General features: G+C 69.4%; 17 protein-coding genes and 1 pseudogene. 12 read left to right on the forward strand and 6 right to left on the reverse strand.

Features of this window, described 5'->3' with window-relative positions:
* The 4 genes and pseudogenes from AX737_RS26065 to AX737_RS26080 form a co-directional block, all read left to right on the forward strand.
* Positions 1-275, forward strand: a pseudogene (locus AX737_RS26065) (arsenical resistance protein ArsH); the annotation flags it as partial.
* A 178-nt stretch (positions 276-453) separates the two neighbouring features.
* Complete coding sequence (locus AX737_RS26070) at positions 454-1,143, forward strand: hypothetical protein (RefSeq protein ID WP_066926535.1); 690 nt, start codon at positions 454-456, stop codon at positions 1,141-1,143.
* Positions 1,140-3,116: a hypothetical protein gene (locus AX737_RS26075; RefSeq protein ID WP_066926537.1), complete on the forward strand. Its 1,977-nt coding sequence runs from the start codon at positions 1,140-1,142 to the stop codon at positions 3,114-3,116. The genes AX737_RS26070 and AX737_RS26075 overlap by 4 nt, the downstream gene beginning before the upstream one ends.
* Positions 3,117-3,129: 13 nt before the next feature.
* Positions 3,130-4,986: a hypothetical protein gene (locus tag AX737_RS26080; protein WP_238229889.1), complete on the forward strand. Its 1,857-nt coding sequence runs from the start codon at positions 3,130-3,132 to the stop codon at positions 4,984-4,986.
* A 150-nt stretch (positions 4,987-5,136) separates the two neighbouring features.
* On the opposite strand, the gene AX737_RS26085 is transcribed toward AX737_RS26080, so the two are convergent.
* Positions 5,137-6,609 (reverse strand): hypothetical protein, encoded by a 1,473-nt coding sequence (locus tag AX737_RS26085; protein WP_066926539.1) that lies wholly within the window; start codon positions 6,607-6,609, stop codon positions 5,137-5,139.
* A 497-nt stretch (positions 6,610-7,106) separates the two neighbouring features.
* Between AX737_RS26085 and AX737_RS26090 the strand changes: the two genes are divergently transcribed.
* The 8 genes from AX737_RS26090 to AX737_RS26125 all read left to right on the forward strand — a co-directional run bounded on the left by AX737_RS26090 (position 7,107) and on the right by AX737_RS26125 (position 17,499).
* A complete protein-coding gene (locus AX737_RS26090) occupies positions 7,107-7,382 on the forward strand; it encodes a hypothetical protein (protein WP_066926541.1) in 276 nt (91 codons plus the stop codon).
* A gap of 181 nt (positions 7,383-7,563) precedes the next feature.
* On the forward strand, positions 7,564-9,576 hold the full coding sequence (locus AX737_RS26095) for an AAA family ATPase (RefSeq protein WP_066926543.1): 2,013 nt from the start codon (positions 7,564-7,566) through the stop codon (positions 9,574-9,576).
* Complete coding sequence (locus tag AX737_RS26100) at positions 9,569-9,799, forward strand: hypothetical protein (RefSeq protein ID WP_066926545.1); 231 nt, start codon at positions 9,569-9,571, stop codon at positions 9,797-9,799. The genes AX737_RS26095 and AX737_RS26100 overlap by 8 nt, the downstream gene beginning before the upstream one ends.
* Positions 9,800-10,509: 710 nt before the next feature.
* Positions 10,510-11,811, forward strand: a complete 1,302-nt coding sequence (locus AX737_RS26105) for a hypothetical protein (RefSeq protein WP_156453967.1) — start codon at positions 10,510-10,512, stop codon at positions 11,809-11,811.
* Between the two features lie 81 nt (positions 11,812-11,892).
* Complete coding sequence (locus tag AX737_RS26110) at positions 11,893-14,055, forward strand: site-specific integrase (RefSeq protein ID WP_066926549.1); 2,163 nt, start codon at positions 11,893-11,895, stop codon at positions 14,053-14,055.
* Between the two features lie 2 nt (positions 14,056-14,057).
* Positions 14,058-14,702, forward strand: a complete 645-nt coding sequence (locus AX737_RS26115; RefSeq protein WP_066926551.1) for a hypothetical protein — start codon at positions 14,058-14,060, stop codon at positions 14,700-14,702.
* On the forward strand, positions 14,702-15,208 hold the full coding sequence (locus AX737_RS26120) for a hypothetical protein (protein ID WP_066926553.1): 507 nt from the start codon (positions 14,702-14,704) through the stop codon (positions 15,206-15,208). Before AX737_RS26115 ends, AX737_RS26120 begins: the two co-directional genes overlap by 1 nt.
* The gene (locus AX737_RS26125; protein WP_066926555.1) at positions 15,205-17,499 is read left to right on the forward strand and encodes an AAA family ATPase; all 2,295 of its coding nucleotides are present in this window, start codon (positions 15,205-15,207) and stop codon (positions 17,497-17,499) included. Before AX737_RS26120 ends, AX737_RS26125 begins: the two co-directional genes overlap by 4 nt.
* A gap of 88 nt (positions 17,500-17,587) precedes the next feature.
* Here the strand turns inward: AX737_RS26125 and trxB (AX737_RS26130) are convergent, their stop codons facing one another.
* Genes trxB (AX737_RS26130) through greA form a run of 5 tightly spaced genes read right to left on the reverse strand, consistent with a single transcriptional unit; the run spans position 17,588 to position 21,634 of the window.
* A complete protein-coding gene (gene trxB / locus AX737_RS26130; protein ID WP_066926557.1) occupies positions 17,588-18,592 on the reverse strand; it encodes a thioredoxin-disulfide reductase in 1,005 nt (334 codons plus the stop codon).
* A 46-nt stretch (positions 18,593-18,638) separates the two neighbouring features.
* On the reverse strand, positions 18,639-19,577 hold the full coding sequence (gene trxB, locus AX737_RS26135; protein WP_066926559.1) for a thioredoxin-disulfide reductase: 939 nt from the start codon (positions 19,575-19,577) through the stop codon (positions 18,639-18,641).
* 41 nt (positions 19,578-19,618) lie between these two features.
* Positions 19,619-20,605 carry a mitochondrial fission ELM1 family protein gene (locus AX737_RS26140; RefSeq protein WP_082773306.1) on the reverse strand — a complete coding sequence of 329 codons (987 nt, stop codon included), beginning with the start codon at positions 20,603-20,605 and terminating at the stop codon, positions 19,619-19,621.
* A 23-nt stretch (positions 20,606-20,628) separates the two neighbouring features.
* Positions 20,629-21,150, reverse strand: coding sequence for a hypothetical protein (locus AX737_RS26145; protein ID WP_066926563.1), 522 nt, complete (start codon positions 21,148-21,150; stop codon positions 20,629-20,631).
* 7 nt (positions 21,151-21,157) lie between these two features.
* Positions 21,158-21,634 carry a transcription elongation factor GreA gene (gene greA / locus AX737_RS26150; RefSeq protein ID WP_197430725.1) on the reverse strand — a complete coding sequence of 159 codons (477 nt, stop codon included), beginning with the start codon at positions 21,632-21,634 and terminating at the stop codon, positions 21,158-21,160.
* Between the last annotated feature and the right edge of the window lie 81 nt (positions 21,635-21,715).

Here is a 21,715-nt window from a genome sequence, read left to right on the forward strand (position 1 = left end):
ACAGCCTGCGGGTGCTGGGCCGCTGGATGCGGATGATCACCATCCCGAACCAGTCGTCAGTGCCCATGGCCTACAAGGAGTTCGACGATGCCGGCCGCATGAAGCCCGGGCCGTTCTACGACCGGGTCGTGGACGTCTGTGAGGAGCTGGTGAAGTTCACCCTGCTGACCCGAGGACGGGCCGAGTACCTCGTCGACCGCTACTCCGAGCGGAAGGAGCGGGAGCCGGAGCGGTTGAAGGCGGTTGCCGCCGACATCGGGTTCATAAAGCGCTGAAGCCTCCTGGACGACGGATGGAAGGCGAAGGCCTGGGTCGTCGGGCTCAGCCATCAAGACGTAGACAGGTCTAGTCCGGTGGGCTTCGCCGAAGGACTGCCGGGAGGAACGGCTCGGCCATGATGGCATTGTCCTCCTCGCATGCCCTTGAGGTTGCGCAACCGACGGTCCCGGCAAGATGACGGCGGGTACGAGTATTCCGGAAACGGCGCCGACAGACACCGCGCCCGCTCGCGGAAACCATACCGGCTACAACAATCGCGACGCGATCAGGCTGCTCTTCATCCTCGCCCTCGGCAGCGAGCCGGTCGACCCCGCGCGAGCCGGCCCGGGCGACCCCCGGGTATTCCGCGGCGAGAAGCGGGCGATGGCCATGGACTTCCTCGTCCGCTATTCCGACTACCTGGCCGATGCCCTGCTGGACCGGTACCAGACCGAGGGCGACCCGTCGCTGCTCGCGCAGGCCGAGGCTATCTTCGATGCCGACGAGCCCAGCGAAAGGCTGGTGGGCATGGTGCGGTGGCACCGTGGGGCCTTCCAGAACATTGAGACGGCCCTGTCCATCCTCCGCGCCTACGGGATGGTGACGCCGTTGCGCCAGGCCGGCGGCCACCGGCGGCACGATTTCCGGATCGAGCCGCCGGCGTTCCCGTTCATGGAGGACGTGATCCGGCAGCACCCGTCGCTCGCCTGGTACCGGGATAGGGCCGGGCTGGTGTCGACGCTCGCCGGCATGCGGAGCGGGTCCAGCCTCAAGGACGAGCAGTACCTCCACCAGGAATACAGGGACGCGCCGCTCGGCACCGAGATCCCGTCCATCAAGGATCGGGTGCTGGCCCGCATCCGGCGGCTGAAGGGCATGGCATGACGGCGACGCCGACGAACGCGGACGACTGGGTCGGGACGATTGCGACGAAGGCCAAGGTCTCGCCCGAGGAAGTCCAGGCCGTCCTCGACCGTCACGGCATCCTGCCCCAGTCGGCGCTGCCGCGTCGCCGCCAGCTCCGCGTCGCGTGGATCGCGCTGGCCGGGCGGAAGCAGGGCACCGACGACGACCGCGACATCTCTTTCCGCTGGCCCGAGGGCGACGGCGAGATGGGACCCGGGCTCTGGGCCTTCCTGTCGGACAGGAATTCGCGGGGCAAGTCGAGCCTGCTCAACCTCATCCAGGCCGCGTTGCGCGGTGAGTTTCCCGGCAATGTGAAGCCCGACGTCTGGGGCTGGCTCAGCCTCGTCGAAGTGGCCTTCCGCATCGACGCGACCCTCTATCGCGTACGGGTCGAGAAGGACGCGGGCGAGGTCGATCCGCGCATGGCCCGGGGGACGCTCTCGCGCGGCGAAGGCGATGCGCGGATCGACCTCTATGCCGGGCCGGCCGATAAGCCCTTCGAGAAGGCCGTCGCCGACAACATGATGGAGGAGTTCGGCTTCGGCTCCTTCCACGCCTTCAACAAGGCGTACGGTCCGCGCACCCACGGCTGGAACGCCATCGCCACATCGTTCTTCGTCCACGGCCCTGGCACGGCGGTCTTCGGGAACGTGACCCGCGACGGCGTGCCCCTGCGCCTGCTGCAGATGTTCATGGGCCTGCCGTGGATCACCACCTACTCGGCGGCGTCCACGGCGTTCAAGAAGGTGAGCGCCGAAGGCGGGAAGGCCTCGTCGGCGGACCCCGCCACGGGACGGTTGGCCGAGCGCCTCAAGGCGACCGAGCAGGAGTTGGAGGACCTTCGCGCTCGGAGCGCGACGCGGGTAGACCGTCCGCGCCTTCGCTCGGACTTGGTGACACGCGACAGGGAGACGATGCGCCTGCGCGCGGCGGTCACCCTGGCAGAGGAACGCGTCGACACTCTCGACCGGCAAGCCGCCGCGGCGCAGGAGTCCGTGGCCGAGCTCAAGCGGACCCTGCAGCAGATGCGGGACGAGAGGGCGGCGGGCATGGTGTTTCGGCGGCTTCGGCCGGTGTGCTGCCCGTCCTGCGACAATGGCATCGACGCCAAACGGTACGACACCGCGGAGGGCGGGGGTACGTGCGCCCTCTGCGGCGAGAGGCATGTCGAGGGAGAGGAGGACGGCCCTCGCATCGACGACCTTCAGGCCGATGTGCGCGAGGCCGAGCAGGTTGTCGCCCGCCTGAACGCGGAGCTCGCCGCGGCGAAGCGGCACCTGCGCGAGGCCCAGGCGGAGCGCGACACCAACCAGGCGCGCATCGGCGAGATCGCGGCGGAACTGGCCGCGGCCGAGGACCCGGACGCGGAATTCCGCGTAAGGGCCCTTGAGGCGCAGGCCGAGCAGTTGAGGGAGATCATCGCGGAGATGGCGGCACCGGTGAAAACGGCCGCGGCCGACGACGCCTCGGTCCTGCGCCAGGTCGAGAAGGTCACCCGTGAACTGTTCGACGACCTGCAGCGGGATGTCCTCAAGGAGGTCTCGGACGAGGTCGCCGCACTCTCCCGCCGCTTCGGCGTCCAACACGTCGAGGGCATGGATTGGACCGGCAATAACGTCCTCAATATCCGGCAGGGAGGGGCGGACCTCACCTTCTCGGACCTGTCGCCCGGCGAGAACCTGAGGGTGCGCATCGCCGCTGCCCTGGCGGTCGTCGCCGTCGCGCGCCGCCGCCGCTTCGGCCGGTATCCCGGCATGCTCGTCCTCGACAGCCCGCGGTCCCAGGAGATGAACGACGACGACTTCGCCGCATTGATGGCGAGCGTGCAGGAGGTCATCAACGAGACCGGCGACACCCAGGTCATCGTCGGTGCCGCCACCAAGCCCAGCCTGTTGGGAGTTGTCCCTGGCCGGCAAACGCTCCACGCTGAAGGTGGTCGATTCCTTTTCTGAGCCGGGTTCCACGATGGCGGAGGACGTTCTGAGACGGCTTCTGGCCCGTGACGAAGCCGAACCCGCCGACCTGTCGTCGGTCTCGCCCGGGCAGTTGCGCGAGGCCGTCCGCGGATCGGGCCGGGGCGTCGAGGGCGCTGACCTGTTCGTCGCGCTGGCCTCGCATCCAGACGTCGGCAAGGCCGCCGCGGCCGCGGTCGAGATCGTTCAGGAGGCGGGCGACGTCATCGCGATGGCCGGCATCGCCGCCTGGCTCGGCCATGGTGGCCGGTTGCACCGGGAAGCCGCGGGCTTGCTCGGGCGAGCGTTTCTGGAGCGCGCCGGGGACCGCGCCAGTGATTACGGCGCGCGCGCCCAGGCGCTGAAGGCGGCGATGATCCTCGCCCAGTCGGACCGTGCCCTGCTGCGGCGGCTCCAGGCGGAGATGATCGAGCTCGACCCGGCGGACGACGGCGATTTCCTGCGTCATGCGGCCAATGTCACGGGCGCCCTCCTGGCACGTGAGCCGGACCCGGACCTGCACGCGGTCCTGGGCAAGCTCCTCGATGTCGAGGAAGCGGAGGACGAGGTCGCCATGGAACTCGGGCTCGACGCGCTCCGCGCTGGCCTGGACGCGACGACGCAGGACGACGCGCTCCGGTCGTTCCGGGAGGCCCGGGACTGGTTCGGGCGGTCCGAGGCGGCGAGCGAGGAGCGCCCGGACGCCCGACTGTACCGCCGGTGCCTGGACATGCTGGTCGCGTTCCAGACCGGCAGGACCCAGAGCGATCTCCGTGTCGGCATCGACGGCATCAAGGAGGCCGCTTTCGCGTACACGGCCCACCTGTCTCCCTCCGACCGCCCCGAGGAGATCTCGTCATGGCTCGGCGCCCGGGGCCGCGAGCGCGTCCACTGGTCGATGCTCGCGCTCCGGCTCGGCGCCCTCGACACCAGCTTGGGGAAGCGGGCCTGGCTCAATGCCGCCACCGTCATCCAGGACGAACTCGTCTCCGTCTACTCGGCGAGCCGCAGCATCATGGTGCGCGGCGGGGACGGCGGCCTCGAAGCCGTTCTCCGCCCCCGGATCGTCGGTGCCCTGCAACGGGAACTGCATTCCCTGGACACGCTCGACCAGTGGATCGAGGAGAATTCGGGGTCGGGGCTGCTGCCCGACGTCTCGGGGCTCCGCGCCCGGGTGGCCGAGGCCCGCGAGGGGGTCGTTGCCCATCGCCCTACTGAGGCGGCGCCCGGGAGCTCACCGGCCGCCGCCATCCTGGAGAGCATCCCCGAGGCGGGCCGGGCATCGGCGATGGCGCGCGTCGCCGGTGCCATGATGACGTTGGTCGGCGAGAGCACGTCCGCCGTGGTGTCGGACCTGTACGACGACATCATCCGGGACTTGGGCAGGAACGAACACTTCCGTCGCTACCCGGAAGCTCGCACCCTCTTCGAGATCGCCCTGTGGCTGACCCTGCAGTTCGTGGCGCAGCGGAGCAACGTCGGCTCCAGCACCTATCGACGGGCAAGGTACCTGTTCGAGAGGGACCCAGCCAAGCTCCCCTTGGAGGAGACTCTCCAGGAGGACTACCTCGACTTCCTGTGGGGCTCCCCCTCCGCCGGCATCCTGGGGGCCGAGGCCAGCGATATTGCCGGGGGACGCGTCGACGTCCTGTTCAAGCACATGCGCACGACCTTCGTGGCGGAGCTGAAAAAGACGGACCGCAAGCTCACGAACGACCAAATCGTGGCGAAGTACGGCCTCCAGAAAGTGGCCTACGACGTGACGAACGTCAGCTTCGGCATCCTGATGATGCTCGACCTGTACGATCTGGGAGGCGGTCAGCCCGACGTCGCCGAGCGGATTTCGGTCCACCACGTCACGCCGCCCTAGGGAACGACGGAGCATGCCGTCGTCCTCTTCCGGGTTCAGGGACGCCGCAAGACCCCCTCGCAACTCTGAGGCCGCATAAGTCCGGCCGCTGGCCCGTGTCCCATGGCCGGCCGGGGTTCACCCGGCCGCACTTCGACGGGTCGCGCCAGTCTAGCTCCGCATGAGCCGGCGATACCGGTCGCGCCGGAACCGCTCGCCCTCGGTGCGCTCGGCGAGGTAAGCGTCCATCGCCCTGACCCGCTTTGTCACCGCGTCCATGAGCGCGGTCACGATCTCCTGCCCATCCCCGAGCAACCCCTCGCGAAACCGGTCGGCCAGGGCGTCAGAACTTCCGCCGTCGGAGAGCGCAATCGCCCCGGGCAATGCGAAGGACCGCAGGTGGGAAGGCGTGTCGGCGAATGCTGCCAGTTGCCGCTGCCAGGAGTCGTCAGCCTTGTGCCCAAGGAACCGGCGCAGCGTATCGGCATCAAGGTCGATGCGACGCGCCGCCTGCAAGGCGTCATGGCATGGCGACGGATCCCACTCGTTCGCCTGGTAGTGCTCAATGCCGGCGAGCCCGTCCCTGACGTGCCGCTCGTAGTCCGGGCAATGGAAGCGGGGGAGGTCGTCGAAGCACAAGCCGTGAGGCTCGCCATCCCGGACGAGGCCCAGGCCGTACGTGAGCGGAGTGCCGCGCATGAGGTCGGTCAATCCTCCGTCCCCCCACGGACGTGAACGACCCGGGCCCATATCCCCGAACGTCGCCGTCCACGGCTCCGCGAACAAGACCGTCCGCAGCCCCCTCTTGTCGGGCACGATGCCGAGGAAGAACACCTCGAAGACGCTGGCCTGCATCCAGCCCAGAGGAACGCTGAACCGGTCGCCATCCATCCCCTCGTCGTAAGTCCAGCATCTGACCTGGCCGGACGCGACCAACCGGGCGTGCAAAGGTACACACGCCGACGAAGAGAAACCGTTGTCGTGGTGGGACCTATCGGGCCTCGGCTCCATCCGGGCGGTGGCGGGGTCGAAAAGGACGTTCATGCGCTCGGCGTCCGAGAAGTACCGCCGCATATCGACGGGGTCGCCGTCCGTCCCCTTGCGCACCTTGCCGAAGTATGGCCCGAGCAGCGCGACATCCTCGGCGATGAGGTCCCAGGGGCTGCGGTCGGCGGCAACGAATGGCGCCAGGTAGCTCGCCACGGCGAGCCCGAGTTCCTGCAGGAGATCAGCTTCGGAAGCGCCGGATCTGACCGCGATGGCCCGCACCATCCGGACGTAGGGGGCCAGTCCCCGGTGGATGCGTCGGCTGCGCGGAAGCGAGGCCAGGAGCGTTCCCGAGCCGTCGACCTCGGCTGGTGTCAGGTAGAACGGGTAGTAACCGGTCGCCTGGTTGGCCACCTTGGCTTCCCGGCAGATGTCCGACGGGGTCAGCCCGTGCATCTGCATCATGCGGGTCACCGCCGCGGCCGCGGCGAATGCCTCGGTCTTTCCCATCTTGCGGGAAGCCCCCTTCGGCATCGCCTCGTCCGAACGCGGGGCGAGGACGGCCTCCGCTACGGTAAGCAGGTGTGCCTCGGGATGGCTGGTCTTCATGAGCGCTTCCCTCAGGAGCCTCTCCACGGTCTCGGTCCCTGTCGTCATCGGCATCTCCTCTCGACGCCGGAAGGATGCCCACCCCGTATGGAGCCGTCGCCATGTATTATGCAGAACCATCCGCTGCCAATTTTGCAGAATGCGAGCGCCTGGCTGCATAAGCCCTGCAGAAGGGTCGCCGAAAGCGCTCTCTGGAACCATGACGGATGCCGGGTCACGCTACGGGCTATGCATTCCTCGCCGCCTCGCACACCGCGCCTCCCCCAAGATCCTGTCCGGGAGCTTTCCCCGGGATCCACCGGTTATCCGCAGCCTGGAGCCCAGGGATTGCACCAAGCAGGTTGATCACTCCCTCGGCATGGCTATGTTCACCAAGAGTTCTCGCGACCCCTCGCGGCCCCGAAACACCGGCAAGCGGCCATGATCCCCGTCCGTCGCCTCATACGGCCCTCAGGCACCCGCAACTTCACGCGCTCCCTGACCCGCACCACCGAGGCCTGACCGGCGGCTCGAACGAGCCCGGCTGCCTCGCGACGGAGGCCGCCATGATCCCCGAACCCATTCCCACGTCCGATCCCGACAGCTTGCTCGGCATCCTGTTCCGGCGCATCTTCTTGCTCAGGACCGAGCTCGGCGAACCGGCCTACGAGCGTTGCCTGAAGGCGTTGCTCGTCGCCCTGGGCGCCTCCGCCCTGGACGAGGCCGAGCGGCGCGCCCGCATCCTCGAAGGGCGCACCAGCTCAAGGCCCTCCGACGTCCGCGTCTCGTCGACCGCGGCCCGGCGCCAGCCCGAGCCGCTCGACGTCGACGGCAAGCACTGACGCCGGAGCCGCCATGACCCGCCTCGCGCGCCTGATATCCGCGAACGGCTCGGCGTCCGCATGCGCCGTGCCCCACGCGCGACCCAAACGGGCCATGCGCGTCCCCTCGCCATTCCCATCCCGCACCCCCGAGGGCTGAGCCGGCGCAAGCACGCGCGGCCGCCTCGCGACGGAGGCTGCCGTGAAGAAGCTCGACAAGACACCCGCCCAGACCCTGAAGTCCCTCGCTGCCTCCACCGAACCCGAGGCGGGCTCGCTCGACGAATTCCTGGACAACGGCGCGGCTCCTCGGGAGTCGGTCGCCACGATGCCGGTGCGCGTCATCCTGGCGATGGCCCTCATCCAGGACACTGTGCCGGCGCGTTACCTCGACCGGATCGCCACGCACACCGGCACCGCCATGGTGGTCGGCGTGCCCGGTCCCGATTACGTCGAGGCCGTCGGCCAGGCATTTTCCCGGGCAGGATGTTGGGGCGTCACATATCGGCGCAGCGGCGCGAGCAAGACGGGCGACAAGCCAGGGGTTGGCTCCGACGAGGCCGCCCAGATCCTCTCCGCGGGCCAGAACGTCCTCGGGGTCTCGCACGCCCCCGACCAGTTCCTGCCAGCTTCCCTCGTCACCGCGGCGGACATCCGCATCGACCTGCGCGCGCCAAGCCCCCGCGTCCTGCGCTCGGCCATCTTCCTCGTCACCGGGCGGCGCCCGCGCCGCATCCCCGACGACGCCGCCCGCGGCCTTTCGTTCGAGGAGGTCTCGGCCTGCATCAGGCGCGGCAGCCGCGCGGGCGAATGCGTCCGCCGGCTTGCCGCCGCCTCCAAGGCCAAGTTCCGCGGCGACCCCGCGCTCGCCGACGTGCCCACCCTCGACCGCATGCACGGGCTCGGACCCGCCGCCGAATGGGGGCTCTCCCTTGCCGCCGCGGTCTCAGAATGGAGGCGGAACGAGCGCGAATGGGCCTCGATTGACAGGGCCGCCATCGTTTCGGGCCCACCCGGCTGCGGGAAGAGCTCCTATGCCCGGGCGCTAGCCAAGACGCTCGGAATGCCGCTCGTGTCGACTTCCGTGGCGTCGTGGTTTTCCTCGGGTGGCTACCTCGACCAAGTCATCGCCGCATTCGACGCCGCCGTGGCGCGGGCGGTCGCGGTTTCGCCGGCGGTCCTGTTCATCGACGAAATCGACACAATCCCGTCCAGAGCAAATCTAGGCAGGAATTCGAACGCTGAATATTGGAATACCTTGGTTTCCCGGATCCTGCTCGCCCTGGACTCTGCAGTATCTGGAGAGACGTCGTCTCTAATCGTTCTTGGCGCAACTAATTATCCCGAGCGCCTCGACGATGCCCTCGTCAGGCCGGGTCGCCTGAACCGGGTCATCCGTATCCCGGCGCTGGACGCGCCCGCCATCGCCGGCATCCTGCGCCAGCATCTGGGAGACGACCTGCCGGACGCTGACCTGATGCCGCTCGCCGCCGTCGGGCTCGGCGCCAGCGGGGCCGAGGTCGCATCATGGGCCAAGGGCGCCAAGGAAACGGCCTGGGCCGGTCGCCGGCCGATGGAACCCGCCGACCTCGTTGCACAGGTGGCCCCTCCCGAGACCCGCTCCAAGGCCCAGCTCTTGGCGGTGGCACGGCATGAGGCAAGCCACGCGTGCTCCGCCGAACTCCTCGGGTCGGGAACCGTCGAGAGCGTCTCCATCGTCGGACGGGGCGGCTTCGCGGGACGCACCAACGCCAGGCTCAGGACGACCGAGTGCCTGAGCGCGGACGAGCTCGATGCCTTCGTCGTCTCGGTCCTATGCGGCAGGGCGGCCGACGAGCATTGGGGCAGCCCGACGTCGGGATCGGCCGGCGCGCCGGGCAGCGACCTCGCTATCGCCACCGGCCTCGTCGCAGGCAAGCACGCCTCGTACGGGCTGGGGGCCACACTGAGTTACAGGGGTGCTCCGGCGGATGCGGCCGGGCTCCTCGACAGGGACGCAGCCTTTCGTGCGGTCGTGGAGGCGGACCTCCAAAATCTGTACGCCTGCGCGAGGGCATTCGTTGCCAGGAACGCGACCCTGATCGAGGCCCTCGCCCACCGGCTCGTCCGTTCCCGCATCCTGTCAGGGGAGGACCGGGGCATCATCGGTACGCCCGCGTCCGCGGCCTCGGTGGATGGCAGCCGCGTCGTTCAGGTGGGAGGCGTCCATGGATGAGGACCGCCTCGATGCCGCGGCCGCCGAGATCCTCGTCGGGCTTATGCACCTTCGTCGTACCCTGGACCCGGCGGACTTCCTGGACCTCGCGGGTTCCATCATGGTCGAAATCGACGAGGGCATCGGATTGGGTCTGGAACGGGCCCACCGGCGCAGGCCGGAGGGGAAGGTGATCCCGTTCCCGCTGGATGTATCCCCCGGGCCCGGCAACGGGAAGGGCTGACCCCCGGGCGTTCGCAAGGACCGGAAAGGTCGGCCCGAACCCAGTCCTCGCCCATTTCGCTCAAATGCAATCTATTATGCCTTCGCTAAGGCTGCCGCGCAGTCCTTCTGGATCCCCCCGGCAAGATTTTGTACACGGGCAACATGAACTCGGTGCCGCAACACTCGGCCGCCTTACGGCAGGCCCCCTTACGGTTAGGCTCGATAGCCTAACCGCTTTGCGGACTTTCGGCCGGCAACTCCGGTCGCGCCAGGCCCCCGGTGGCCTTCCAGCCAGGCATCCCGACGGAAGCTGCGTCGGTCCCGAATGCCGGGGTCTCCCGAGTTCACCTTCCACCACGTAGTCGCCCACCCGCATGCGCACGATACGCTTATCGACGCCAGCCCGACGGGCATCGCGTCGGCCCGGCATGCCGGCCTGAGGTCCACCAGACCTTGGCTTGGACCGCCGGCCGACCTGAGCCCGTCCCGCGGTCAGGCCCAACCCTTTCTCGGTCCTTGGAAGCTCAGATGCCCGCAACGTCGAACCGCGAGCGATTAGCGGCCTGAGGTCCCCGGCACGGGACCCTGGACCCGCACGGCACACCTCAGCCGCGCCGCCGAACCATCCCCGAACATCAGCAGCGCAGCCCGGAGCCACGCCTCCGGGACGGCGGAGCCATGCCCGCCGTCGAGGCCGGGCCTTCGCAGACCTTCCCGAGGAACGATCCGATGACGCAGCAGAGCCTGAACCCCCGTCTGCCGGGAACTCCTTCGAACGAGGTCGGGGGACAAGCCCTCCTGCCCGAGGGGCGGCCGACGGAGTCGGCGGCGACGCTTCCGGCCGTGCCCGCGATCAACCCCACACCGGACCTCATCGTGACCGCCCCCCTTCCGAAGATGCGGTCACTCTTCGCCAAGTACGTCCAGGAAGCCGCGGCCCACGAGCGCCTGCGGCGCCGAGAGATGAACGTCAACGACACCAAGATGCTCGTCGACAACGCGCTGGCCGAGCGGCTTGCGAGCGTCGACGAGATGGAGGCGCGGGACTTCGTCGACGCCTTCACGCTGTTCGACGCGTTCGACTGGACAAGCCGCGACGAGGCGAGCCGCGAGCGACTGCGGCAAGTGCTCCGGATCGATGCTGCCGGCGAGGGCCGGACCCGCATGGCCTCGGTTCGGACTGGGCTGAAGTACGCCTACCTCAAGCTCTGGGCCGACGGCGCCGTCCTGTTCCCGCTTCATTTCAGGATGGGGCGGTCGCTCCGGGGCGGCCAGATCAAGGAGATCCTGCCGCCGGTCGCGACCTGCCACACCGAGAGCAACGACCAGGTGATGGCGGCCTTCGGTTTCGCCCTTACGCTCGCCTCGTCCTGGCGCTCATTCTCAGACATCGACCTCGACGCCTTCGGTGCATACGAACTCGACCTCTGCCGGGACTTCCGCAAGAGGGAGATCCTGGGGGCCCGGCGGCGCGACCCGTACTCCCCGTTCACCGCCGCGCTGTGGACTTGGTACCACGCCGGGAAGGAGAGCGGGTTCCGCTATTCCGAAGCCGAAGTGCGCGGGTATCTCTACTGGGTCCACCGCGTCCGGGCGGGCACCATCTCGCCGGACGAGAAGCCGTCGGAGTTCATCCCGACGACGCTTGAGCGGCGGAAGGGGGTGCTCTTCTCCAAGAGGAGCAGAGCTGAGAGGCGCCAGGCCGCCGCCCAGATCGACCTGCTCGACAATCCTCGCAAGGCCGAGTTCAAGGCGGCGATCCTGGCAGGCCAGAAGTCGGCGCGCGACATCAGGTTCGAGGTGGCGCACGACCAGGTCGCGTCGCCCGACGACATCCTCGTCTATGCCAAGCTGCTTCGCGTTCAAGGCGGCAGGCGGCAATGGGGCGATCTCTATCCCGTCCGGATGCATGCCTACCCGACCGATGTCTGGGCGACGTGGAACGACATCTTCGAGCGCTTCCTGGAGTTCCGCAAGCGCCAGGGATACGAGTCCACCGTGAGCATGGAGACGTTCCGGTTCGCCCTCTAGGATTACCTCTGCTGTTACCTGCCCTGGTGGATCGAGCTGAGCCCCGACGCGGGCTACGCACTACCCGCCGACCCGTCGCTCGTGGTCCGTTTCGGCTCTTGGATCGAAGGCGACGCGCGACACGCGCCGCTGCCCCTGCTTCGCTTCTTCGATAGGACCAGGGCCGGCTCCTCTCCGGAGAACTTCAACAGCTTCATCGCGAACGCGCATAAGTTCTGGGATTTCTGCCGTGCGCAGGCTCCGCGGCTCAACCTGGCCAGGGCGAGCTTCGACAACCCCGTCGTCCCGCAGATGGACCGGCTGGTGAAGCACAGCCACCAGAAGACAAACAAGAATCCCATCCCGGCGTCCGTGCTTCCCTACCTGCTCCGCTACGCCTACGCCTGCGAGGGCTTCTTCATGGATCTGTCGGCGCGCTCCCTGGCCGGGGCGCTCACGGACGAGGAACGGAAGTACGTCAATCATACCATCTGGACCTTCGGGACCTTCGATCCCGCCCGGTTCGGGCTCAAGGTCGGCTTCGAGTTCGAGGACAAGCGCCACGAGATCGGCTCGATCCCGCTCCTCGCCCCGTGGTGGGACCGGTTCGTGAAGTGTGAGCAGGGCGACACGACCGCGTTCCTACCTGCGCTCTCCGGCTTGAGGATGGTCATCGGCGCACTTGAGACGGGCATCCGCTTCCAGGGCATCCAGTGGCTGGACAGGAAGACCTACCGCTCCCTCGCCGACGACGGGGCGCCCGGCTCCGAGCTGGTGCCGCTCGTCGTGAACACCGACAAGGTCCGCGACCGTCCCTGGAAGACCCTGATCGTTCGCCGGGCCTACGACCTCCTGCGGCGCGAGGAGGCGTATCAGGACCTGCTGGCCGACGCCTTCGTCGACCGGCCGGTCTTCTACGAGCGCCGGGAACACAGCCGGTTCGCGCCGGTCCTGCCGCTCTTCCGGGGACCCCAGTCGAGCCAACCGGTTGCGGACGGGGCCTACACGACCGCCTGGGAACGCCTGATCGTCGGGTTCTCGCTGTGGTACGAGCGGCACGTCCCGGGCGCTGAACCGCTGCGGATGTGGCGGTACGTGCCCGACACGGAGCCAGGGACGCGCAAGCCCCGCGTCACCATGCACGTCGAGGGCGAGGAGCAGCGCCCGTGCTGCCTCCTGAAGGTCAAGCTGCGGCACACGCCGCACTCGGCCCGATCGACGTTCATCTCCGCGCGGTCCGGCATCCTCCCCATCGAGGTGACCGGCTGGCTCGTCGGCCATACCAACCGGGCCACGACCTACCACTACACCGTCGAGGAGGAGAGAAAGCTCAAGGCCAAGCTTATCGCCGCATCGAACGCCCTCTGGGCCCCGGATAGGGACAACCCGGTCCACATCCGCGCCGACGCGGTCAACAGCGCCCTGCGGAAGAGCTTTGAGTCGAACCCCGGCCAGACCGTCGCGGCTTTCGGCCTGCAGTCGATCTCGCTGTTGAACGTCGACGCGTCCGACACCGACGGGATCTCCGTCCTGCGCTCGACGGCCATGAGCTACGTCACCTTCCGGGAGACCCACATCTGCCCGGTCGGCGAGGCTTGCCCCTCCAACGTCATGGACGTGATCGTGGAGCCCCGCCGCTGCGGTCTATGCCCCCTGGCCATCCGGTCGGTGGACCACCTGCCGTCCATCGCGGCCAAGATGCGACGGCTGCTGGAGCAGGTGCGCGAGGGCGCGCAGGTGGTCGAACGCTACCGTCGCCGCGGGGAGCCCGCGGCGAGCGTGGCCGAGGTCAACCAGCGCCGCCGCCTCGACGTCATGGAGTACGAGGGCTGGAAGACCGCGCTCGTGCTGCTGACCAAGACCCTGGCGGAGCTCGGGCGCGGTTCGGCGGACGCCTTCCACGTCGGGATGCCCGACGCGGTTCGGCTCCACCTGCGGCTCGTCACCCGCGACGCGGACGCGGCCGAGTTCATCCTCCAGCGCATCGTGGACAGCCACGGCCATGCCGCCTTCGAGACGCCGCTGGTGCGTGCGCAGGCCGCCCAGCTTCGCCAGCGGCTCCTCGCCTCCACCGGCGTCGTCGAGGCCGAGATGGACCGCGTGCAGGACGACCCTGTCGCCGCACTGGTCTCCAGCCTGCGCCTCGTGCTTCAGGCCCGCGGGATCGCACCGACCTTCCGGGCGGCCCTGGAGACGGTTCGCGCTCGGTGTGCGCTGGGCCCGGGCGAGGCGATGCCGAGCCTGCCTGAACCGGGGAGCGCCTAGCCATGGGGGCCCGCAAGGGACAGAACAACTTCGGCGAGCACCAGAAGCGCGTCGTTGCAGACAACCTGCGCAAGGTCGAGCGCGTGCTGAAGGCGCTGCCGCGCGGCACCCGGTACGCCGACTTCAACGCGCTCAAGCGCGCCGTCGCGAACGCCAGCGGCATCGACGCCACCACGCTGCGGCGCAACGAGCGCTACAGCCGAGCCATCTGGGCGCACGTCGCGGGGCATCCCGGGCTCATCGCCGGCGCGGTCGGCGACGCGGCGCCGCACGCGATGCTGAAGGTCGACGCGACGAGCGCGCGCATTGAGGCGGCGGCCTTGAGGCGCAAGGTCGACAGGCTTGAGAAGTGGATCGCCCGGCAGGGTTCCGAGCAGCGCGCCGAGGGGGTCCCGCAGGTCGGTCACGGCGGCGCTGGGCGGCCCGAGGCGGCCTTCGAGCGGACAGCGACGGTGCTCGCGCGGCTGCTCGACCGCCTCGCCGCCAAGGGGTTCGGGATCGTGCTCGACCTTGAGCGCGGCGAGATCCAGGACACGGTCGAGGATGGCCCCGAGGCCGTCATCGCCTGCCGTCCGGACACCGCCCCGTTCCTCGACTGGATGCGCAACCAAGGCGGCGACCCGAACGGTCGCGGGGAGGGGAACTGATGGCGCGACCTGCATCCGTGCCTGGGCTCCTGGAGGAGTTCCGGACGTTCCTCGAAGAGCGCTGCGTCGCCTATGAACAGGGCGGCCAAGCGGCCCCGACGCTTCCCGCCACCCGCGGCGGGAAGGTCAACGTCCGGGGGTTGATGCGCGAGTTCCATCGCTGGGGCGAGGACCGCGGCGTGCCGGTGCCGGCCACCGCTTGGCAGTACGTCTACGCGGAACGCGACTGGTCCGGGGAGATCGACGTCGCGGCCAAGGCTCAAGGCCTGGCGCCGACGACGGCGACCGATGCCGGGACCGCGGACGACGCCGCCCAGAAGCGGATCGCGCGGCTCGCGAAGGACGCCAAGGACCAGACGGAGGGCCATGCGCTGGCCAAGGCCCGGGTCGTGCGGCTTGAGCGGCAGCTCGCCGAGCGGGACGCCGAGATCAAGCGGTTGCGCGAGCGCTTCTCCCTTATGCAGCGGACAGGCGCAATCCTGAGGACGGGGGATGTCATCGAATGAGCGCGCCGGTCCGTCTGGAAGTTCAGGTCGCCTCCGTGGTCTGGGCCGGAGAGGCGACGACGGTGTTCTCCGGGACGCTGCGAGACGGTTCGGCCGTGCGCGTGGTGGGCAGGGGTGAGGGATTCGCGCCGGCCAACGGGGAGGTCTACGAGGTCGACGGCCTCTGGCGGAACAGCGAAAGGTACGGACGCCAGTTTCACGGGCGCGAGGGGGCTTTCGTCCGAAAGCTGCCGCGCGGGAAGCTCGTCGGATTGTGGCTGCAAGGCATCCCGGGCGTCGGCCCCGAGCGCGCCAAGCGGATCGTGCGGGCGTTCGGCGGCAGGCTCCACGAGGTCTTCGACGGCAGGCAGCCGCTGGAAACCCTGGCCGAGGCCATCGACCCGGACCGCCCGGCCCTAGCGGGGCGGATCGCGGCGGTCATCGCGGACCGCTGGCAGGAGGTCGAGGGCGAGTACGCGACCCTGCGCTGGCTGGAGGACCATGGCGTCGAGGACGCCGTCCTTGCCCGCCGGCTCGCGGGACTGCTCGGTCCCGAGGCCGTGCCGTTGTTGGAGCGGAACCCCTATGTCCTGGCGGCGGTGCTGCCATGGCATCGCCTGGACCCGCTGGCGCGGCAAGTCCTGGGGACGCAGCGCGGCGCCGCGAACGTCACGACCTGCCGCGAGCGGCTCGTCGGGGCCATCGACGTCGCGATGCAAGATGCGGTGCGTGGCGGCGACACGGCCATCCGGAAGGATGCGCTCGGCGGTCTGGTGGCGAAGCGCCTCGGCGTCGAGGGCTCCCCGGACCTCGACGAGCGCATCGTGCGGGTCGGCCTCGCCAACAAGGCGCTGGTCGACGGCGGGGACCGTTGGCGTGCGCCCGGGTGCGCGGTGATGGAGGAGGGGCTCCGAGGCCGCTTCGCAGCCATGGTCCTGGGCGAGCGATGCGGCATCCGCCTGCCCGGCGAGGCAGACCTCAGGCGCATCCTGGCAATAATCGAACTCCGCGGCCGCCCACTCCACCCGGAGCAGCGCGAGGCGGTCCTCCGCTCGGTCCGCCGGGGTTTGGGATGCCTCACTGGCGGGGCCGGCACGGGCAAGACGACCACGTGCCGCGCGGTCGTGGACCTTTGGGAAAGCCTCGGCGGGCATATCCAGATGGCCGCGCTCTCCGGCAAGGCGGCCCTCAGGCTGAGCGAGGGGACGGGGCGCACCGGGACGGAGGCGAGGCCCGCGCACACCATCCACCGCCTGCTGCTCGGCCTGCGCAAGCGGGCGGACGGCCAGACCCATTGGGGAAGTGCGCAGCCCGGCGGGGAGCGGCACGATGCGGACCGGGAGCTGCCCGAGTTGACCGCCAGGACGCTTCTCGTCATCGACGAGGCCTCGATGGTCGACCTCGGACAGATGCATCAACTCGTCGAGGCGATGCCGACGGGATGCCGGATGCTCCTGGTCGGGGACCCTTTCCAGCTCGCCCCGGTCGGATTCGGTCTCGTCTTCCACCGCTTGGCCGCACAGGAGGCCCTGACCTCGCATCTGGAGACGGTGCACCGCCAGGAGGACGCAACCGGCATTCCCCAGGTGTCGCGGCAGATCCGTGCCCGCGGCGTCCCTGACCTGCCGCCCTACGAGCCAGGCCGCCGCGGCGTTTCCTTCCTTCAGGCGGACGCCGGCACGATCAGCGACGAGGTCCGAAATGTGGTGCGCGACCTCGTCGAGGCGGGAGCCGACGCGCGCGACATGATGGTCGTGTCGGCGGTGAACCGGCGCGCCGCCTCGCCGGACGGGACGGTTCAGGACATGAACCGCCGCCTCCACGAGGACCATGTCTCGTCCCTGGCGCTGACCGACGTTGGGCGCGAGCGCGCCGTGCTGCGCGGGTACTTCGGCAACGAGTTCTGCGCGGGAGACCCGGTCACGTTCCTCCGCAACGATTACGGTCGCGGCCTACGCAACGGGAGCCTTGGCCGCGTCGTATCGGTCGACGTCGACGGCGGCGTCGTGACCTGCGAGTTCGAGGGCGAGGCGCACGCCTTCGGCGACCGCGATCTGATCGACGTGAGCCTGGCCTACGCGGTGAGCTGCCACCGGGCGCAGGGAAGCCAGGCGCGTGCCGTGGTGGTTTCTCTCCTCGACGCGCCGAACGTCGAGCCGACCTGGGTCTACACCGCACTGACCAGGGCCGAGGAATCGGTGGTCCTCGTCGGTTCGGCCGAGGACCTGACGAAGGCGCTCTCCCGGCTGCCTGCTCACGAGCTGAGGCTTACGGGCTGCGCGTTCGACCTCTCCGCGACGGCTATCGGATAGGCGCGTCGAGGGTAGGGTGCGGCCTTCCGCACCCCTGCCCGTCCGGCGAGGAGGGGGGAGGCGCAAGGGCGAGGGGAAGACCCGCCGCCTAGTCGTAGGCGCCGATCATCTCGGGTTCCTGCAACTCCTCCTTCCGGACCTGCGGGTCCGGAGAGTGCTCGGCCAGGAACTTCTCGGCCTCAAGGGCCGCCATGCACCCCATGCCGGCCGCGACGACCGCCTGGCGATAGACGAATTCGGCGCAGTCGCCGGCGGCGTAGACCCCTTCGACGTTCGTTCTCGTCGTGCCGGGCACGATCTTGATGTAGCCGCCTTCGAGGAGTTCGAGCTGGCCTGTGAACAGCTTCGTCGCCGGGTCGTGTCCGATGGCGACGAACAGGCCGTCGGCCGGGACGTCGCGCGTTGCGCCGCTGTTTGCATCACGCAGCCGGACGCCGGTCACGGCTTTCACCGGTTCCCGCCGACCGAGGACCTCATCGACGACGTGGTTCCAGACGACCTCGATCTTCGGGTGGGCGAACAGCCGGTCCTGCAGGATGGGTTCGGCCCTGAAGCGGTCGCGCCGATGGACCACCGTGACCTTGGAGGCGAGATTGGCCAGATAGAGGGCCTCCTCAACCGCGGTGTTGCCGCCGCCGATTACGACGACCTCCTTGCCGCGATAGAAGAAACCGTCGCAGGTCGCGCAAGCCGATACGCCTGCCCCGTTAAACTCGATCTCGGATGGCAGGCCTAGCCAGCGGGCCTGGGCGCCAGTGGCCGCGATCAGGGTGTCGGCGACGTAGGTGTCGCCGCCATCCCCCTGCGCCACGAAAGGACGCTTCGACAGGTCGACCGACACGATGGTGTCGTAGAGGATCTGGGTGCCGACATGCTCCGCCTGCAGGCGCATCTGCTCCATGAGGTCGGGCCCCTGAACGGCGGCCGCGAAGCCCGGATAGTTCTCGACATCCGTGGTGATGGTCAGCTGGCCGCCCGGCTGGATGCCCGTCACGAGGATTGGCTTCATGTTGGCCCGGGCGGCGTAGATGCCCGCGGTGTAGCCGGCTGGTCCGGCTCCTATGATAAGGGCCTTCGTTTTGTGAGTGGTCATGGCAAGCCTGGACGTAACGAGGAAGCGGGGGTGTCTTGAATGTGCTCTACGCTGCAGCTTCAAGCACGGGCCGCGGACGGTCGTCGTTCGCCGGGCGGGCGTTTGAATACACACACATCGGGGGCTTCCCTGGTTCAGAGAAGCTGCCGAACACGCCCGGGATCTCGGTCTCGGCGGTGCCCGGCCGGACCGTGAGGTAGCCGCCCTGGCGCATGGGCAGCTGGCCCTCGAAGATCGCAGTCGCCGGCTGGTGCCCGATCGCCACGAACAGGCCGTCGGTCCGGTGCTCGGTGATCGCCCCGGTCGTCACATCCTTCAGGCGCAGATGGGTGACGGTCGGCGCCGGCTTGTCCGTGCCGCAGATCTCCTCGACCGCGTGGTTCCAGATCACCGCGACGTTCGGATGCTTGAACAGCCGCTCCTGCAGGATGCGCTCGGCCCGGAAGCCGTCGCGGCGGTGCACGACCGTGACGCGCTTGGCGATGTTGGCCAGGTACAGCGCCTCCTCGACGGCGGTGTTGCCGCCGCCGACGACCGTGACCTCCTTGCCGCGGAAGAAGAAGCCGTCGCAGGTGGCGCAGGCCGAGACGCCGCCGCCCTGGTACTTCGCCTCCGAGGGCAGCCCGAGCCACTTCGCCTGGGCGCCGGTCGCGATGATCAGCGCGTCGCACGAATAGGTCTCGCCGGAATCTGCGACCAGCCGGAAGGGCCGGGTCTTGAGATCGACCGCGGTGATGTACTCGGAGACGATCCGCGTGCCGACATGCTCGGCCTGGGCGCGCATCTGCTCCATCAGCCAGGGGCCCTGGATGGCCTCCGCGAAGCCCGGATAGTTCTCGACGTCCGTCGTGATCATGAGTTGGCCGCCGGGCTGGAAGCCCGAGATCAGCAGCGGCTCCACCATGGCGCGGGCCGCGTAGATCGCCGCCGTGTAGCCGGCCGGGCCGGAACCGATGATCACGAGCTTGGCGTGGGTATGGGCCATGGTGTCCTCGAAATCCGTGGTGCGGCGCGCGCCAGCCTATCTCATGCCGGACCGTGAGCCGAGCGGTGCTCCGCGTAGCGGCGCGCCAGCGCGGCGGCGATGACCGGGGTCGCGTCGATCGGCTTGTAGCTCAGCGCCTCCAAACGCCCGGTGAAGGGCTTGAGCGCCCCCGCGATCGCGAGGCCGGCGAACATCCGCCTGTGCCGGATATAGGTGCGCGGCAGGTCGAACAGCAGGACCGGCGCGCCGGTACTCACCGCCTCGCTCACCATGTTGGCCGAGTCCGATGTCACCACGATCGCGTCGGCGAGCGACAGCATGGCGACGTAGGGGTTGCGGCCGGTGCCGTCCCAGAGGAAGCCGCCGGTCTCGTGGGCGAGCGCCTTGACGGAATCCCGCAGGGGGTTCGGGGTGCGCCGCGAGACCGTGACCATCAGGCGGCAGCCGCTGCCGGCGAGCTTGCGCAGGTCGCTGGTCAGCCGCAGCATGTCGGCCTTGCGGTAGCTTAGGTGCCGGCTGTCGCCGCCGATCAGCACCGCCACGCGCGGGCGCTCCAGCCCGGCGAGGCGCGGGTCGGGCTCGGCTCGCGCCGCGGCGATCCGCTCCGCGGTGACGAGGTGGGGGGCGGTGAGGGTCGTGAAGACGCTCGGCCCCCGCAGATCGTCGTAGTCCGGCACCCAGATGAAGTCGGCGCTGTCCTGGCCCGTGCGCGGATCCTTCAGGAAGGCCGTAAAGGTGCGGCCCTCGGTGGCGCGCCGTACAGCGCGCATGTAGGGCACGGAGCGCCGCCCGGAGGCGATCACGATTTCGGGGAAGGGGCCGGCGAGCGCTCCCCTGCGCCGGTGCGGGCCCTGGCGCGGGTCGATCGGCCCCCACGGCGCCGTCCAGCCGAAGACGCCGTTGGCGGGCACCCGGCGCAATTCGTACGCGAGCCCCAGCGTCTCGGCGATGCCGACGCACTGGTTCTCGTCGCCGGCCTTGCCGTCGGTGACGATCCAGGCGCGGGTACCGGCGAGCGGGCCGGTCATCGACTCGGTCGGGGCGTGCACGCTCACCGGCCGGGCAGCTCGCGGCCGAGCCACTGGGCATAGATGTCGGCGATGGCCGCGATCCGGCGCCGTTCGTTGGCCGGGTCGTACCACGCGCCGCCATAGCTCGACGGCATCGCCGTGAGCTGCGGGTGGCGGGCGATCACGGCGCCGCCGCGATCGACGAGGAGCGCCTCGCCGTCGAGGTAGTCGCTCTGATTGCCGCCGCCGAGGCCGCCGCGCCCGACATTGCCGCCCACGTAGGCGCGCTGCGACAGGCCGGTGATGCGCACGACGAGGCGCGGGCCCCGGCCGCCGAGGCGGTCGGCGAGGCTGCGCCGCAGGGCCGCCGTCAGGTCAGCCCGGAGCGCCTCGGCCGGCAGGCCGCCGCCCTGAGCGAGCAGCGGACGCACGTCGACCTGCACGTCCGAGAAGGCGGGCGTCCAGTGGCCTGTGTCGGTGCCGGGCTGCGCCGCGACCGGGCCCGCGAGCGCCAGGGTGCCCGCGGCGAGAAGCGCGAGCCGTCTCAGCCAGGATCCAGCCATCGTCCCCTCAGCCGCCGTACCGGACGGCGACGACCTCGTAGGACTTGCCGCCGCCGGGGGTCGTCACCTCGACGGTGTCGCCCACGCCCTTGCCGATCAGCGCCCGGGCGATCGGCGAGGTGATCGAGACGCGGCCCGAGCGCACGTCGGCCTCGGGCTCGCCCACGATCTGGTAGGTCTTCTTCTCTTCCGTGTCCTCGTCCACGAGCTGCACGGTGGCACCGAACTTGATCTTGCTGCCCGAGAGCTTCGTGACGTCGATGATCTCGGCGCGCGCGATCATGCTCTCGAGTTCCATCACGCGGCCCTCGTTGTGGGACTGCGCCTCCTTGGCGGCGTGGTACTCGGCGTTCTCCGACAGGTCGCCGAGGGCGCGGGCCTCGGAGATCGCCTGGATGATGCGCTGACGCTCGACCTGCTGGCGGTGCTTCAGCTCTTCCTCGAGAGCGGCGTAACCGCGGGTCGTGATCGGAACCTTGTCTATGCTCATCGTCCCACGCCACAATGAATAGGCCCGGACGGGAGCGGCATCGCTCCCTCCGGGCCAGAGGTCGGATTCACGGTT

Source organism: Methylobacterium sp. CCH5-D2, from assembly GCF_001556475.1.
Taxonomy (GTDB): Bacteria; Pseudomonadota; Alphaproteobacteria; order Rhizobiales; family Beijerinckiaceae; genus Methylobacterium; species Methylobacterium hispanicum.